This is a genomic window from Bacteroides sp. D55t1_190419_B8 (assembly GCF_015558905.1).
Classification (GTDB): Bacteria; Bacteroidota; Bacteroidia; order Bacteroidales; family Bacteroidaceae; genus Bacteroides; species Bacteroides vicugnae.
This window is the reverse complement of sequence record NZ_JADMOU010000041.1, coordinates 29,037-44,022: the sequence shown is the minus strand read 5'-3', so window position 1 is coordinate 44,022 and position 14,986 is coordinate 29,037. Positions and strand designations below refer to the sequence as shown.

Annotated in this window: 14 protein-coding genes and 1 tRNA gene; 3 read left to right on the top strand and 12 right to left on the bottom strand. The window is 40.9% G+C overall.

Going from position 1 to position 14,986, the window contains the following annotated elements; translation table 11 throughout:
• Nucleotides 1–40 precede the first annotated feature (40 nt).
• The 9 genes from I2I13_RS22520 to I2I13_RS22480 all read right to left on the bottom strand — a co-directional run bounded on the left by I2I13_RS22520 (nt 41) and on the right by I2I13_RS22480 (nt 5,936).
• On the bottom strand, nt 41–511 hold the full coding sequence (locus I2I13_RS22520) for a biopolymer transporter ExbD (protein ID WP_004315772.1): 471 nt from the start codon (nt 509–511) through the stop codon (nt 41–43).
• A gap of 3 nt (nt 512–514) precedes the next feature.
• Nucleotides 515–1,108 carry a biopolymer transporter ExbD gene (locus tag I2I13_RS22515; RefSeq protein ID WP_195650565.1) on the bottom strand — a complete coding sequence of 198 codons (594 nt, stop codon included), beginning with the start codon at nt 1,106–1,108 and terminating at the stop codon, nt 515–517.
• Between the two features lie 36 nt (nt 1,109–1,144).
• Nucleotides 1,145–1,630, bottom strand: a complete 486-nt coding sequence (locus I2I13_RS22510; protein ID WP_148365123.1) for a hypothetical protein — start codon at nt 1,628–1,630, stop codon at nt 1,145–1,147.
• Between the two features lie 6 nt (nt 1,631–1,636).
• On the bottom strand, nt 1,637–2,437 hold the full coding sequence (locus I2I13_RS22505; protein ID WP_195650564.1) for a MotA/TolQ/ExbB proton channel family protein: 801 nt from the start codon (nt 2,435–2,437) through the stop codon (nt 1,637–1,639).
• 71 nt (nt 2,438–2,508) lie between these two features.
• Nucleotides 2,509–2,596 (bottom strand) — tRNA-Ser (locus I2I13_RS22500).
• 120 nt (nt 2,597–2,716) lie between these two features.
• Nucleotides 2,717–3,493 carry a TatD family hydrolase gene (locus I2I13_RS22495; protein WP_148365125.1) on the bottom strand — a complete coding sequence of 259 codons (777 nt, stop codon included), beginning with the start codon at nt 3,491–3,493 and terminating at the stop codon, nt 2,717–2,719.
• Nucleotides 3,487–4,203, bottom strand: coding sequence for a hypothetical protein (locus I2I13_RS22490; protein WP_148365126.1), 717 nt, complete (start codon nt 4,201–4,203; stop codon nt 3,487–3,489). Before I2I13_RS22490 ends, I2I13_RS22495 begins: the two co-directional genes overlap by 7 nt.
• Nucleotides 4,204–4,208: 5 nt before the next feature.
• Nucleotides 4,209–5,183, bottom strand: coding sequence for a polyprenyl synthetase family protein (locus tag I2I13_RS22485; RefSeq protein ID WP_122136863.1), 975 nt, complete (start codon nt 5,181–5,183; stop codon nt 4,209–4,211).
• Between the two features lie 69 nt (nt 5,184–5,252).
• Nucleotides 5,253–5,936 (bottom strand): energy transducer TonB, encoded by a 684-nt coding sequence (locus I2I13_RS22480; RefSeq protein WP_148365127.1) that lies wholly within the window; start codon nt 5,934–5,936, stop codon nt 5,253–5,255.
• Nucleotides 5,937–6,153: 217 nt separating this feature from the next.
• Here I2I13_RS22480 and cmk point away from each other — a divergent pair, with 217 nt between their 5' ends.
• The 3 genes from cmk (at nt 6,154) to pfkA (ending at nt 8,898) form a co-directional block, all read left to right on the top strand.
• Entirely contained in the window at nt 6,154–6,840 is a 687-nt protein-coding gene (gene cmk, locus I2I13_RS22475; protein WP_148365128.1) for a (d)CMP kinase, read from the top strand.
• Nucleotides 6,841–6,848: 8 nt separating this feature from the next.
• Nucleotides 6,849–7,718: a 4-hydroxy-3-methylbut-2-enyl diphosphate reductase gene (locus I2I13_RS22470; RefSeq protein ID WP_195650563.1), complete on the top strand. Its 870-nt coding sequence runs from the start codon at nt 6,849–6,851 to the stop codon at nt 7,716–7,718.
• Between the two features lie 199 nt (nt 7,719–7,917).
• Nucleotides 7,918–8,898: a 6-phosphofructokinase gene (gene pfkA, locus I2I13_RS22465; RefSeq protein ID WP_004297914.1), complete on the top strand. Its 981-nt coding sequence runs from the start codon at nt 7,918–7,920 to the stop codon at nt 8,896–8,898.
• A gap of 698 nt (nt 8,899–9,596) precedes the next feature.
• On the opposite strand, the gene I2I13_RS22460 is transcribed toward pfkA, so the two are convergent.
• From I2I13_RS22460 to I2I13_RS22450, 3 genes are all read right to left on the bottom strand, one after another.
• Nucleotides 9,597–10,961, bottom strand: coding sequence for a PepSY domain-containing protein (locus I2I13_RS22460; RefSeq protein ID WP_195650562.1), 1,365 nt, complete (start codon nt 10,959–10,961; stop codon nt 9,597–9,599).
• A 77-nt stretch (nt 10,962–11,038) separates the two neighbouring features.
• Entirely contained in the window at nt 11,039–12,445 is a 1,407-nt protein-coding gene (locus I2I13_RS22455; RefSeq protein WP_195650561.1) for a DUF4374 domain-containing protein, read from the bottom strand.
• Nucleotides 12,446–12,508: 63 nt separating this feature from the next.
• Nucleotides 12,509–14,929: a TonB-dependent receptor gene (locus I2I13_RS22450; RefSeq protein ID WP_229128698.1), complete on the bottom strand. Its 2,421-nt coding sequence runs from the start codon at nt 14,927–14,929 to the stop codon at nt 12,509–12,511.
• Between the last annotated feature and the right edge of the window lie 57 nt (nt 14,930–14,986).

The window sequence follows — 14,986 nt, the reverse complement described above, 5'->3', positions numbered from 1 at the left end:
GATTTGGACACCCTTCACTTTTATATATTAAATTAACTAATTACTTCTCACCTCGTTTAGTGGCTGAATAGTTAATCTTCAAAGCATAAGATTTTCTAAGAGCATTTTTTACGTCAGTAATAATACCCATCTTTGTCTTTTGATCTACTTTCAGAGACACAGTCATTTTAGCTGCATCACCTTCATTCATACTTGCACGTTCCTGGAAAATGAAGTCTTGTACCTCACCAACTTCAGCATAGCTGTCGTTCAGCTGAATACGACTTTCAGTACCCATTTTCGCGCGATATTCTTGTGTAGGTTCCCCTACATAAATGAATGTTACCAGCGATTTCTTCTCCAGTTTTTCGAGTTCAGTACCTTGCGGAAGTGTAAACTGCACCTTTAATGTTACCTCACGCATTGTTGTTACAATCATAAAGAAGAACAACAAAGTAAAGATAAGGTCAGGCAACGAAGAAGTATTCAATGCCGGCATTTCACGTTTACCAGTCTTATTAAATTTTCCCATTACTTACTTCTTTTTATCTCCGTACTTTTTAGGTTCTGCCTCAGAAATTCTCTGCGGATAAATTTCACGAATCGCCTTTTGTTGATCGTCATTCAATTCCGCATATGTCTTTTGCCATTTTTCCTGAGCCAACTCGTCTCTCAATTCATTATATGCAGCCACCAATTCGTTCTGCACACTGATATATGCCTGATAAGAAGATCCACGGTCATTCTGCAAAGAAATTACGTGCTTGTCATTAACCAGATATGTGCCGAAGAATTCTACATTCTTCTGTGTTTTTTCAGGCATGTGTTCTGCATTAGCAACATTAGCAATAAATTCTTTAGCTCTTTCTCTTAGCTCATCAACACTGATATAATCATTTCCGCACATCAAGGCATCATCCTTATTCAGGTATACCTGTAAGACGTTACGTTCTTTGATCTTATCTGTATTCTGTTGATCTTGATCTTCAGGTGGTGGAGGCAAAAGTCTTGCCAAACCACGGTCCGTATCCATTGATGTCGTAATCAAGAAGAAGATCAGCAACAAGAAAGCGATATCCGCCGTAGAACTTGAGTTAATATCAGGAACTTTTCTTTTTCCTTTTGCCATTTTTAATCACTTATTTAATTGAGTGTCCTCAATTGATTACGATAATTTTTTCTTTATACCACTTGCAATGATTGCAACAATAGTCACAAACAACAGTATGTAAATAGAATAAAGGAACATATCTGTTAGTTTCAGCCAAAAAGGAACGTTGTCAGTACCACTATAGCCAGGGATCTGCATCGGTGTACCATCACCCATAGACCAAGCTACAACTAAAACAACAACTAAAAGAACCAAACCGAGCAAAGACTTGATAGCGTTTGCCGGATTATCTTTGAGAGCTGCACCAAATTGGAATATAGCACCAAGAACTGTAGCAGCAATAGCCACACCAAACAAGACGTACATCAAATAGAGTAAGGCATCTGTTTGAGCCGGCTGCCACATTTCGGGATCTACCCCCACAATCACTGCATCGCCTGTAGCATTTCCTCCGAAAAAGAAAAGCCCTATTACGATCAGAATAATGGCAAACATCGCATAAAGTGCGTAATACGATGCTTTATATGTTAACTTACTCATTTTAGATTATTTTTTGTATTTCAAGTTATATTTGATTACCATGTCAAGCAAAGAGATGGAAGAATCTTCCATTTCACTTGTAAGAGCCTCAATTTTAGAAAGTACGTAGTTGTAGAATACTTGAAGGATCAATGCTACGATCAAACCGAAGATAGTTGTAATCAAGGCAACTTTCATACCACCTGCAACAACCGTCGGAGAGATATCACCTACCTGCTGGATTTTATCAAATGCCTGCACCATACCGATTACAGTACCCAAGAATCCGAGTGACGGAGCCATTGCGATAAACAGTGTGATCCAAGAACATCCTTTTTCAAGGTAACCAGCCTGTACACCACCGTAAGATACAACTGACTTCTCAACTACATCAATACCCTGATCAATTCTCATCAGACCTTGATAGTAGATAGAAGCAACCGGACCTCTGGTGTTACGAGCAATGTCTTTAGCAGCTTCAACATCTCCTTTTTCCAAAGCAGCTTCGATAGATGCCATGAATTTTTTTGTGTTGATTTCAGCCAAGCTCAAATAAATGATACGTTCAATACAGAAAGCCAAACCGATCACCAAAGCGATAGCTACCAAACTCATGAAAGATGCAGTACCTTCGATGAATTTAACTTTGATTTCCTTGTGAATACCACCCTCTTCTGCAGCAGGAGCAGCAGCTGTAGTAGCTTCAGCGGCAGGAGCAGCTTGTTGTTCAGTTTGTTCTGCTGCAGGAGCGTCTTGAGCCTGAGCAAATTGAATTGAGCCAAAAGTGAAGGCCCCAATCACAGCAACAATTGCAAATAACTTTTTCATTGTGTGTCTAATTTTTAAGATTAATTAATTGATTATTATTGTATTTACTTCTCATCTCTCTTTCATTTCTGCGGAGAGACGGGGATTCGAACCCCGGATACACTTTTGGCGTATACACGCTTTCCAGGCGTGCCTCTTCAACCACTCGAGCACCTCTCCCTCTGCGTTTTCAGCATTTTCAGCTACAAATGTATTCTTTTTTTTCTTTTCAAGAAGCATTCTTACTCTTTTATCTCGAATAAATACTGCAAATTAATATAATTTAAAACCTTTCGAACCTTATTTGCGGATTCCGAACACTTTTAGCGCATTCACAGAAGTGACCTGTGCAACGTACTCCGGGTCCATCTGATAGATATCCGCCACCTTCATAAGGGTGTCTCTCACATTGGCACTTTCATTCCTCTTTCCCCGATTCGGCACGGGAGCCAAATAGGGAGAATCGGTTTCGAGCACAATACGTTCCAAAGGAACAGTCGCCAGTGTCTCCGGTAAGGTCGACTTCTTGAAAGTTACAACTCCATTGATACCTAACATAAATCCTTCGAATTCCAACATTTTCTCCGCTTCTTCCGATGTCCCGGTAAAACTATGAAAAATGCCGGTCAATGGGGTATTTTTATAGGATTCCATTACCTTATATATATATTCAAACGCTTCTCTTGAATGGATTACAATGGGAAGATCATATTCTAGCGCCCACTCTATTTGTTTTTCAAAAACCAAGATCTGCTCTTTCAGAAAAGTCTTATCCCAATAAAGATCAAGACCTATTTCTCCGATAGCCACAAATTCATGGGAAGTCGACAGGTATTTACGGACAATCGCTAATTCCTGTTCATATGATTCATTGACAGAAGTGGGGTGCAATCCGATCATCGGATAGCAAAATCCCGGATAATCCCTACAAACTGACAACATAGCATCAATGGTCGTACTGTCTATATTGGGCATAAAAATATAGGAAACTCCCGCTTTCCGTGCACGTTCCATCACCTGCGGCAGGTCTTCGGTAAATTCTTCAACAAAAAGATGAGAATGAGTATCGATCAACATGATATTTCTTTTTCTTCTTTTATTTTTTCGCTGGAGCGATAATAATATATCAGCCCATAGTCGCGACATTTTTCTAATCGGGTATCATTGGGAGTGACATCCTGATATTTGGCTTCTACTTGGTTCCAGATGTCCAAAATCAATTCATCGGCACGGTCACGCATGGACGCCAGTTCATCAAGACTACGATTGGTTAATGCCTGATAATTCTTCTGCCGTTCATAGCTATCCAGGAAAATATCATAATGCACTTTCACGCGTGCAATAGTCGGATTATAAATAGGTATGCCACCTTGAGTGGTTCTTAGTTGTTCGCCTTCGATTATTTTCTTCCCCCATTCTACCAATGAGGCTTCACTCAACAAATCCGGTACGGTATTAGAAGCAGGCAAGCCATATAACTCTTTATGTATCACCTTGATTTCATCACGAAGCACTGCCAAATTAAGCACCTGAATAAAATGAGAGATATACAGCCGGGCAGTCTTCACATTCATCTGATGTTTACGGCTGGCACGTGACTGATTATCGTAGCACTGTGTATAATAAATTTGCGCCGCCTCGAACCGATGCAAGAAGTTACGTGCTTCAAATAATGTCTTCAATGTAATAGCCAAGTCACGCACATTATACATCTCTCCCTTTTCGACAGCCGCTTTCAGTGCCCGAACTCTTGCTTGATCTGTATTTGGTAATCGTCTATAAGGCATAATAGCTACATTTCACGATACATTAACAATTTCACCAGATTCTTCAGTTCCTTTTTTCTGTCTTCTGCAACAGCTACCGCCGCCAGGCTTTCCATAGCGAGCGTATAATATTCACGCATTTTGCTTTCACAGATATTGCGGATGTTCAACTGATTATAGATTTCAGTTACCGCTTCGATTTTTTCAGAAGGCTGAAAAGCTTCCGCATTCAACCAACGATTCAATTCAGTATGCTGCTTTTCATCCGCACGGTTCAGTGCTTTGATAAGCATATATGTTTTTTTATTGCAGAGGATGTCTCCACCTATCTTCTTCCCGAACACTTCCGGATCACCGTATACATCCAACAAGTCATCCTGCAACTGGAATGCTACTCCGATATGCATTCCAAAATTATATAGATTCTCTGCATCTTCAGCAGTCGCTCCTGCGAGAATTGCACCAATTTTAAGGCTACCCGCAAGCAACACAGCTGTTTTCAAACGAATCATTTCAATATATTCGTCTTCTGTGACGTCACAGCGAGATTCAAATTCCATATCCAGTTGCTGTCCTTCACAGATTTCGAGTGTAGTCAGGCTGAATAAATCCATCACTTCTTTCAGGTGTTCCGGCGGACACCCCGTCATATACCGGAATGCCAGAATCAGCATAGCATCTCCCGAAAGTACAGCAGTATTATCGTTCCAGACCTTGTGTACGGTAGGTTTCCCTCTGCGCACATCCGAACGATCCATCAAATCATCATGTAACAAGGTGTGATTGTGATAAACTTCGATTGCAGTGGCAGGATCGTATATAGACGCAACATCCTCCCGATACAGGTTATATCCCATCAACATTAATACAGGACGTATCCGCTTCCCACCCAGAGAAAGGATATATTCAATCGGTTCATAAAGCCCTTTCGGCGTCCGGGTAAACTGGATTTCAGAGATATGATTATTTATCTTATCGAGTAATTGAGAAGCTGTAAACATGATGAATAAAAAAATGAATGAATAAAAAGAGGCTGCCGAAAGCAGCCTCCCAATTTATAGTGTTACAAATTACTGCAATCTAAACATCACAGGAACCGTAAATTTTACACGTACCGGTTTTCCGCGCTGCATACCTGGTTTCCACTTCGGCATGGTGTTAATCACACGGAGGGCTTCTTTATCCAGATACGGGTCAACGCTACGTACAACCTTCGCATCCACGATACTACCGTCCTTATTAACAACGAACTGTACGATAACACGTCCTTGAGTTCCGTTTTCCTGTGCGATAGTCGGATATTTAATATTTTTTGCCAGATACTGCATCAAAGCTGCTTGTCCGCCCGGGAAGTCCGGCATATTTTCTACAACCTCGAAAATTGTCTGTTCTTCCGGCTCTTCTTCAACAACCTGTACAGGCACGTATTTAACCTCTACACGAGCTTGATTATCTTCATTAATAATAGTTGTTGTTTCTTCAATTTCAGCCTTATCATCCACAATCTCCAGCAATTCTGCTACTTTTGGAGCTTCAGGTGGTGGTGGTGCTGCCTGTTCCGGGGTTTCAGTAATAGGAATGATTTCCTCTTCAAACACAACATCAGCTACTGCCTGGCTTGTATCTATTTTCACGTCACGCTGGGTCCATTCGAACGCCACGAACATGAAAGCTAGAACTACCACGTAACCAACGAGCAGCCATGTAGACTTCTTGCCTTCCAAGTCTGCCTTGGGTGATTTTTTAACTTCCATAAATTTATTAATATAATGATTAAAAAAAAGTGTCTTCCGTGTGTCTCTGGGCAAATATAGTACATTTTCATAGATCCATTCTCCTCTTTATCTCTTTTTTATCCAGCTTTTTAACTTTTTTAATTCTTTCGTACTTGTCTTGCCCCTTTTAACAGCAAACCTATGGTTGATTTTCAAATTTACCGTATCTTTGGCGGACAAATCAGATAAACTGAATATGAAAAAGATAACAATTGCAATCGATGGCTTTTCCTCTTGTGGAAAAAGTACAATGGCCAAAGATCTTGCCCGCGAAGTGGGTTATATTTACATTGACAGCGGAGCCATGTATCGTGCGGTCACTTTATATAGTATAGAAAACGGGATTTTCAACGGAGACGTGATCGATACGGAGAAACTGAAAAATGAAATCAAGAACATTCGTATATCTTTCCAGCTGAATAAGGAAACCGGACGTCCCGACACGTATCTCAACGGCGTGAATGTGGAGAATAAAATCCGTTCGATGGAGGTTTCTTCCAAAGTGAGTCCTATCAGTACGCTTGACTTCGTACGTGAAGAAATGGTGGCGCAGCAACAGACTATGGGAAAGGAAAAGGGAATTGTGATGGATGGCCGGGATATAGGAACCACCGTTTTCCCTGATGCGGAACTGAAAATATTTGTAACCGCTACTCCCGAAATCCGTGCTCAACGCCGTTATGACGAACTGAAAGCAAAAGGACAGGAAGCCAGCTTCGACGAAATTTTGGAAAACGTGAAACAACGGGATTATATCGACCAGAACCGGGAAGTAAGTCCGCTTCGCAAAGCTGAAGATGCCCTGCTTCTGGATAACACCCACTTATCGATTGAAGAGCAAAAGGAATGGCTTTTCAGACAATTTAATAAGGTAAGTAAATAGTTTGCTTTATGATCAAGGTGGAGATAGACGAGGGGTCCGGCTTCTGCTTTGGTGTGGTGACAGCCATTCATAAGGCAGAAGAAGAGTTGGCAAAGGGAGAGACTCTCTATTGTCTCGGAGATATTGTACACAATAGCCGGGAAGTGGAAAGGCTTAAAACGATGGGATTAATCACGATCAACCGGGAAGAATTCAAGCAGCTGAAGAATGCCAAAGTATTGCTTCGCGCACATGGAGAGCCACCGGAAACTTACATGATTGCCCGTGAAAATAATATAGAGATTATCGATGCGACCTGTCCGGTAGTATTACGTTTGCAAAAACGCATCAGACAAGGGTATCTGACAGACAGTGACAAAGAAAAACAAATTGTCATATACGGCAAAAACGGCCATGCTGAAGTATTGGGATTGGTGGGACAAACAGATGGAAAAGCAATTGTCATTGAAAAGGCAGAAGAAGCCAAACAGTTGGATTTAAACAAAAGCATCCGTCTTTTCTCACAGACCACCAAGTCACTGGACGAGTTTCAGGAAATCGTGGAATACTTCAAGCAACATATTTCACCGGAAGCGACTTTCGAATATTATGATACTATCTGTCGTCAGGTTGCCAACCGGATGCCTAAGCTCCGGGAGTTTGCAGCTACACACGATTTGATATTCTTCGTCAGTGGCAAAAAGAGTTCAAACGGAAAAATGCTGTTTGAAGAATGTTTGAAGGTAAATACCAATTCACATTTGATAGATAATGAGAAAGAAATAGATCCTTCTCTCCTTCAAAACGTAAATTCAATTGGCGTATGTGGTGCGACTTCTACTCCTAAATGGCTGATGGAGAAGATTTACAATCACATTCGGACGCTTATCAAAGAATAACAGCTTTATTCTGACAAAGAATAATAGCAAAGTAACATAAGGAAACGGCAAAGTAACACGAATGAATAAAAGGAAAGCAAAAAAAGGTCATTTGAACATTTTTAATGTTTTCTTCTTACGAAAAAAAACTTCATAACCACTGCTTTCAACTTTTTGTTGTACATTTGCCGCGTCAAACTAATTAATGAGAGATTGTTATATGGGAACAGTTAAGTGTATCGGAATTTTGACCTCCGGAGGTGATGCTCCAGGAATGAACGCTGCTATACGTGCAGTGACACGTGCAGCCATCTACAATGGATTGCAAGTTAAAGGTATATACAGAGGATATAAAGGTCTGGTTACAGGTGAAATCAAAGAATTCAAGAGTCAGAATGTGAGTAATATCATCCAGTTGGGTGGTACTATCCTGAAAACAGCCCGTTGTAAAGAGTTCACGACTCCGGAAGGTCGTCAGTTGGCTTATGACAACATGAAAAAAGAAGGCATTGATGCTTTGGTTATCATCGGTGGAGACGGCTCACTGACAGGTGCGCGTATCTTTGCACAGGAATTTGATGTTCCATGTATCGGACTGCCGGGAACTATTGACAATGACCTTTACGGTACAGATACGACCATCGGATATGATACTGCATTGAATACCATATTGGATGCCGTAGATAAGATTCGCGACACAGCCACTTCACATGAACGCTTGTTCTTCGTTGAAGTTATGGGACGTGATGCCGGTTTCCTTGCGTTGAACGGAGCTATCGCTTCGGGTGCGGAAGCTGCCATTATTCCGGAATTCAGTACGGAAGTCGACCAACTGGAAGAGTTTATCAAAAACGGATTCCGCAAGTCCAAAAACAGTAGCATTGTATTAGTAGCCGAAAGCGAACTGACAGGAGGAGCCATGCATTATGCCGAACGTGTGAAAAACGAATATCCGCAATATGATGTACGTGTGACGATTTTAGGTCATCTGCAACGTGGTGGTAGTCCTACCGCTCACGACCGTATTCTGGCAAGCCGCCTTGGTGCTGCTGCTATCGATGCCATTATGGAAGATCAACGCAATGTTATGATCGGAATCGAACATGATGAAATCGTTTACGTGCCGTTCAGCAAGGCTATTAAGAATGACAAACCGATCAAGAGAGACCTCGTCACTGTATTGAAAGAGCTTTCGATCTAATTTTTTATTCTAAAGAGTTTATTTATACTGATATATGACGATAAAGAGCTATGAATGATGGAGTAACCCATTTATTCATGGCTCTTTTATTTATATAATATGATAGAGATGAACGCAACTACAACACCAAGTGCGTTCACATATATGAATTCCATCCTCCAATGCTACTTACCTTTCGCGACAAATATCCATTAAACTACCGTTATACAACTGCAATACTTCCATCATACAGTAACTATTGTTCGATTAGGATGCCGATATAGCTAATTCACCACAGCCGTGGTAGCTTCTTCCCACAGCCGTGAAGAGTTCCTACCACGGCCGTGAGAAGATCTTGTCACGGCCGTGGGAAATTAATGATACCGGTACTTTAATAGAACAATACCGGTATCCCAACGTAACTATACCAGTTTCTTTTCCTATTCCCCCCACTTTATCAGCCTGCAAACAAGCTACCTGATAAGGAGTCAGCACTGACAATAAAAGTATATATGTTTTATTGTCAGCCTATTATCAGCATCTATTGTCAGGATATATAGAATTGATATTCAACCACTTGAGTGTTATTCTGACAGATTGACAATAAAAAGAGTACAAATCACAATGTATTCTAAACAAAATCGTATGATTTTGCTCAAATCGGAATAGAAATAAAGTAAAGATGCCATTACTGACAATGGCCTACCATTATACAGCCTTTATTTCTTCGTACCTATTAATTGCCTGATGAATTTCCTTATCCATAAATAATAGCCGGTCAGTGGTAATGCAGCCCCAATCAAAGCGGCAATAAAGGCAAGTATGCGGGTAAACATCCCTCCCCAATTACCGACATGTACCGAATAAATCCAGCCGCGAATCTTCCCTGACTTGTCTTGATGTTGATAAAGACTTGTTTCTGTAAATTCACCAGTATCCGTATTAAAAGAATAACGATCAGACGCACGCTGATTTCCAAAGCGGTTGAAAGATACACTTGCCGTACCGGAAGAAACACTGATTTGCTTATATTCCGGATTTTGATACCTTAGTTTATCATACACTTCCTGCCAATAAGCGAATGGCAAAGCCGCAGAATACCGATTACTGTGATCGTTTTCCGGATATTCCTTACTGTCCAACTGCCTCCGTGGATATTCTCCAGCCCCCTGATTTCCGGCATGCTCTCTATCTTTTTTATGATTTCCTGATTGTTCTTTACCATTATGTGGCCTCTCTCCATGTTCTCCATTGTCCTTCCGACCTTTCGGACGCCCACCTCTTTCACCATTTTGTGCATCATTGCCTTCTCTCTTCTTTTCTTGATGTGCCAGTCTGACATCTCCCTTTTGGGGATTACCCTTCTGTTCATGTCCTTGGAGGGTATGCACTTGCATTTCTACCCCGAAGACTTTATAAAAAGCTGTCCGATACCACGGAAAGGACCATGTCAATCCCGTCAATGCCATAGCTAACAGAAAAATCAGGGCGTACATTCCTCCCGCCACATGCAAGTCATACCAAAATCTTTTCCAACCTTTTGTTGCTGTTATTTTCAGACTGTTTTTCAAAGACTTACGTGTACGAGGCCACCAAATAACGATTCCCGAGATCAATACAAAAACCAATGACAGTGTACTGACACCTACAATCATCTTACCCCAAAATATTCCATCATTTCCCGGTTTCATACTATCCAACAGCCAGCGGTGCATCCGGAACATAAACGTAAAAAAACTACTGCGCTCACTTTTTCCTTTTACTTCACCCGTGTACTGGTCTACATACAAAGATGCGCGGCGTGGTTTGGAAAGATTGACCTGATAAGTACGCCCGGGATCAGAAGAAATGCTAACACCGGTCAAAGATACACTGTCCGGCAATGTCGCTGCCACTTTTTCAAGTAACTTATCGATAGGAATAGGTTCCTCTTTTACTGTTTCTACATAGTAAAGTGCAGGACGGGACAACTCATTTACCTCATTCTCGAATACCAGCATAGCACCGGAGAAACAGATAAGAGTAATTATCAGTCCGAAAGGGACGGAAAGCCACAAATGTATTTGTCTGAAAATTTTCTTCATTGTATTTGGAGTGGTAAAAAGCCAGTCCCTCTAAAAAAGAAGAGAGAGAACCGGCCTTTATCTATTTTTATACTGTTTTATAAACTTGTTTCAGCAGCAGCACCCAGAATCAAATATTGATCTCTAGTTCCGAATGCGGTAAAACGCGGCATAGTAAATTCTGCCGAACGCTTGCCCAATGTACCGTCACTTTTCAGTTCGAAAGAATATGAAACTCCGGCATCACCTTGACGGTATCCCAAACCGTATGCATATTTTTGATTAGGGAAGAGCCAATGAGTTGCAGCATCCGTTTCCGTACTACCACCTTCCACTTTAATAGTTAATACAGCATCCGGATCATTTATTTCCGCTTCTGTTGCCGGAACCAAATAAGAGGCTTCCGAACTTGCAGCAGCAATTACATATTTCTCCAACGTCCCATTATTCATTTTACAAATAGCGGTAATACCTCCGTCAGCCTGAACAGTCGCTCCCTTAGTAGCCTTAGCAGCCGCAGCATCAATAATATAAATGGCGGGTTGTTGAACTGTAGATGAACCCGAAGCAGATTTCTGGAATACGACCGGAATATAGGCTTTACCATTTTCAACATAAACAAATCTTCCCATATCCGCCAATTCTTCAGCAACCGGGAAATCGGTCACCTTAGTTAAAGTTCCGCTTTGAGAATCAAAAATTGCCATCATTTTTGCATCACTCGTAGAGTCATATTTTCCTTCTGTAGCGTACATTCTCAACAAAAATTTAGTACCTGTGATATGCCATACCTGGAAGAAAGAGAGTTTCTTTCCAAATGTAGCATTTGCCGCATCTTCTATATTAAAATAATAAGACTTATCAAACTCGTTAGTTGTTGTGTTGACACGAAGCACTCCCGCATCAAGAGTCGTTTTATTTTTCTCATTACTTTGGCTCTTTGCTACACTGTTTGAGAAGACATACAAATAACCGTCATCTGCCGCACAAATAGTTGGGTAGAATTGAGAACGATAACGTGAAGTTGCATAGCTGATACGATTATCAGTGATGATAGTCGGCTTCTTATCAAAATTATTAATTCCGTCATAAATTCCAATCCAAACTTGATTAGGGTGTACAGTTGCACTTATTGACTTTTCTCCGGTTTCTTCATCTTCCGCAATCAGGTCTTCATATCCCTCTGCTGCTCCCGACTCAATTCCATAATCACTGAAACCCAACGGACACAAGGCTGTATACACTTTATCACCTATGGATTCAAAGCCGGATACGGTAAAATATTCTCCGTTTCCAACCAAATCTTCGGTTACCAGAGTGGAAGTTTTATACCTCTGCTGATCCGAATCAATGAGGGTAAAATTGACCCCATATTTGGGAGAGTCACTACCTGTTCCCTTGCCGTCGTCTCCCTGATTTCCCGGCTCATCATCACTACAAGACAAAACTGTCAATCCCATAACCATAGACACTGCAAGCATCCATAAAAAATTCTTTCTTACCATTTTTTGTTCCTATTAAAAATTGACTAATATTTAAAGATTAAGCTCAAAGAGCCTGTTCATTTTTTATCTGTTGAAATAATATCTGATTTTCCCATAAAAAGCACGACCGGCTTTCTGTAGACTAAAGTTGTCATAAAGCTTCTCATCTGTAAAGTTCTTACATTCCAGAGAAAAGTTGTAGCGGGAGTTCTTCAGACTATAAACCAAACTAAGATTATGAGAAAACTGACTTGGTACTCCCTTTTTATTGGAAGCCCCATGATTTTCCCAATGGAGAGGAAATTCATGCACATAATAATTATCATATGTTACTGTCAGCAAATTGCCCTTTCCAAAAAGATGATGCGCATAAAAGGAAGCATCTACGTTAGCAAACAAATAAGGAATATTCGGCATCCTTACTTTATAGGTAGTCGATTCACTCCCATTCAATCCGTACCTCTCGTAATCACGCGTGTTCAAATCGGTGAAATTTCCACCGATAGAAAACCATTTAGAATAATTATAGCGTACTTCCGCATTCCAGCCCATTGTCCTTACACGTCCATGGTTCATGTATGCTGCATATTGTGATGAACCTGCCAAAAACGTTCCGGTCAAACGCCGGATAAAGTCCTTCGTATCTCTATACACCAATCCTCCTTCGACATATATAGAATGTTTTCCAAATTCGTGTGAGTAAGACAAGCTCGCATTTACGTTATGACTGTGTTCCGGTTTCAATCCTGCATCTCCCAGTTCCATATCATCATCACCAAACAATTCATCAGCTGTAGGAAGGCGTAACGCCCTTTCATACGAAAACTTTGCCTGAAATCCATCCAAAAACAAATACGTAGCAGCTATCCCATAGCCAAAGGCTCCGGTACTACCGGCAGACTCTTCATAACTGACTCTATTATTGGAAGAACTATCATCATTGTTGGTATTTCTCGGCCCACTACTGTACTGGTTATAGTATTTACCAAACACAGAAACATTCCACAAATCCTTATGACTATAACGATAAGAAAGTCCTGTGATATTCTTCCTTGATTTCTTTTCAATTTTGCTATACTGGGCGGCACCCGTAGCATCTGTTATATTAGCAGAAGAAGTAGGTTTACGCTCATACCCCATCAACACATGATTAAGCACGAAAGCATGGCTTTCACCCAAATGATAATTGGCAGTAAAGGTACCGTTCCAGTTATCGGTACTTGATTTATAGTCTTGATAACTCTGCTCGCCCAACTTACCTTTTTTATACCGCATTTGTCCCAGCCAGTTATATTCATAAGTTGCCGTATCAATGTTTTGAGTAATATTACGGTTATAGTTTGCAGTCAGGTTCACATCCAGACCTTTGAGCAATAAGTTTCTTTTCCGGTATTCCACCGAAGGCATAAATGAATGGCCTTTCCGCCGTTTTTGTCCGTATACAATTTCCTGTACAACACCGTTCTGGATTTCCTTATCATTTTGCGAATAGGTAAAGGTAAGCATCAAACGGTCGGCAAACGGTTTATTCACAAGCCCCACTTTACCCACAACAGCCTCATTATGATAAGTGTCGTGAAAGCGTTTCACCCGTTCTATTTTTTCCGAATCCCAGCCGGATACCCAGCCATCTTCATCGACCACTTCATCATAATGTTCCACCGGAGTATCAATCCAATAATTATTATCCGAATAATTCTGAAAAGCATTGATTTCGAATGTAAACCCATTATCAGCCGTATGTCCCACATTCACATACGATTTATGGGTGTTGAAAGATCCATAAGAATATGAAGCATCGACAAATGTACGCCGCTTATTTCCGGTGACAATATTTATCACACCGCCCAAAGCATCCGTACCAAAGCCAACGGGTACCACACCACGATATACTTCGATACGCTCTGCAAAATTAATCGGAATATTATTCAGGCTGAACGAGCCTCCTACTCCATCCTGCGGCACTCCATCAATGAATAACTTGATGTTTTTTCCACTCATTCCATCTAAAGAAAGATTCATATCCGAACCCACCCCGCCTGACTCACGCAACTTCACACCAGGCACCTTCGTTAAAGCACTGGCTAAATCCTGCGTACTATTATGAAGTTTGGTTGCATCAATCGCTACAGCATTAAAAGCTGATTTATTCACCCGATTCACTCCGGAAGTAGAAATCACCACTTCACTAAGTTCTTTCACATCAGGAGTGATGGTAAAGTTCATCTTTATCCGTTCTCCCCTTCTTAAAACCACTTTTTTTTCTATCGTTTTATATCCCATAGCGGAAACAACTAATGTATATTCGCCACCGGGAGCTTTAATATGATAAAGCCCCTCACGGTTAGTGGCAGAACCGAAACCAGTCCCTTTCAGGTGAACAGTAGCAAAATCAACTATTTCTTTTTCCGTAGATATTATTCGACCCGATATCATGGATCCCTTCCCATGCTGCGAATAAGCTGATAGAGAGAAAATTAACATCAACAACAGTAGACCTGTCATCCTCTTTATTTCACAACAAACAATCTTTTTCACCCGACTCATATTTTTATTTATTCT

Bases quoted from the DNA above. Each gene is read 5' to 3' on its own strand.
- cmk (WP_148365128.1), top strand. From the start codon at position 6,154: ATGAAAAAGATAACAATTGCAATCGATGGCTTTTCCTCTTGTGGAAAA.
- I2I13_RS22470 (WP_195650563.1), top strand. From the start codon at position 6,849: ATGATCAAGGTGGAGATAGACGAGGGGTCCGGCTTCTGCTTTGGTGTG.
- I2I13_RS22510 (WP_148365123.1), bottom strand. From the start codon at position 1,630: ATGAGTAAGTTAACATATAAAGCATCGTATTACGCACTTTATGCGATG.
- I2I13_RS22455 (WP_195650561.1), bottom strand. From the start codon at position 12,445: ATGGTAAGAAAGAATTTTTTATGGATGCTTGCAGTGTCTATGGTTATG.
- I2I13_RS22490 (WP_148365126.1), bottom strand. From the start codon at position 4,203: ATGCCTTATAGACGATTACCAAATACAGATCAAGCAAGAGTTCGGGCA.
- I2I13_RS22495 (WP_148365125.1), bottom strand. From the start codon at position 3,493: ATGTTGATCGATACTCATTCTCATCTTTTTGTTGAAGAATTTACCGAA.
- I2I13_RS22450 (WP_229128698.1), bottom strand. From the start codon at position 14,929: ATGACAGGTCTACTGTTGTTGATGTTAATTTTCTCTCTATCAGCTTAT.
- pfkA (WP_004297914.1), top strand. From the start codon at position 7,918: ATGGGAACAGTTAAGTGTATCGGAATTTTGACCTCCGGAGGTGATGCT.
- I2I13_RS22485 (WP_122136863.1), bottom strand. From the start codon at position 5,183: ATGTTTACAGCTTCTCAATTACTCGATAAGATAAATAATCATATCTCT.
- I2I13_RS22515 (WP_195650565.1), bottom strand. From the start codon at position 1,108: ATGGCAAAAGGAAAAAGAAAAGTTCCTGATATTAACTCAAGTTCTACG.
- I2I13_RS22480 (WP_148365127.1), bottom strand. From the start codon at position 5,936: ATGGAAGTTAAAAAATCACCCAAGGCAGACTTGGAAGGCAAGAAGTCT.
- I2I13_RS22460 (WP_195650562.1), bottom strand. From the start codon at position 10,961: ATGAAGAAAATTTTCAGACAAATACATTTGTGGCTTTCCGTCCCTTTC.
- I2I13_RS22520 (WP_004315772.1), bottom strand. From the start codon at position 511: ATGGGAAAATTTAATAAGACTGGTAAACGTGAAATGCCGGCATTGAAT.
- I2I13_RS22505 (WP_195650564.1), bottom strand. From the start codon at position 2,437: ATGAAAAAGTTATTTGCAATTGTTGCTGTGATTGGGGCCTTCACTTTT.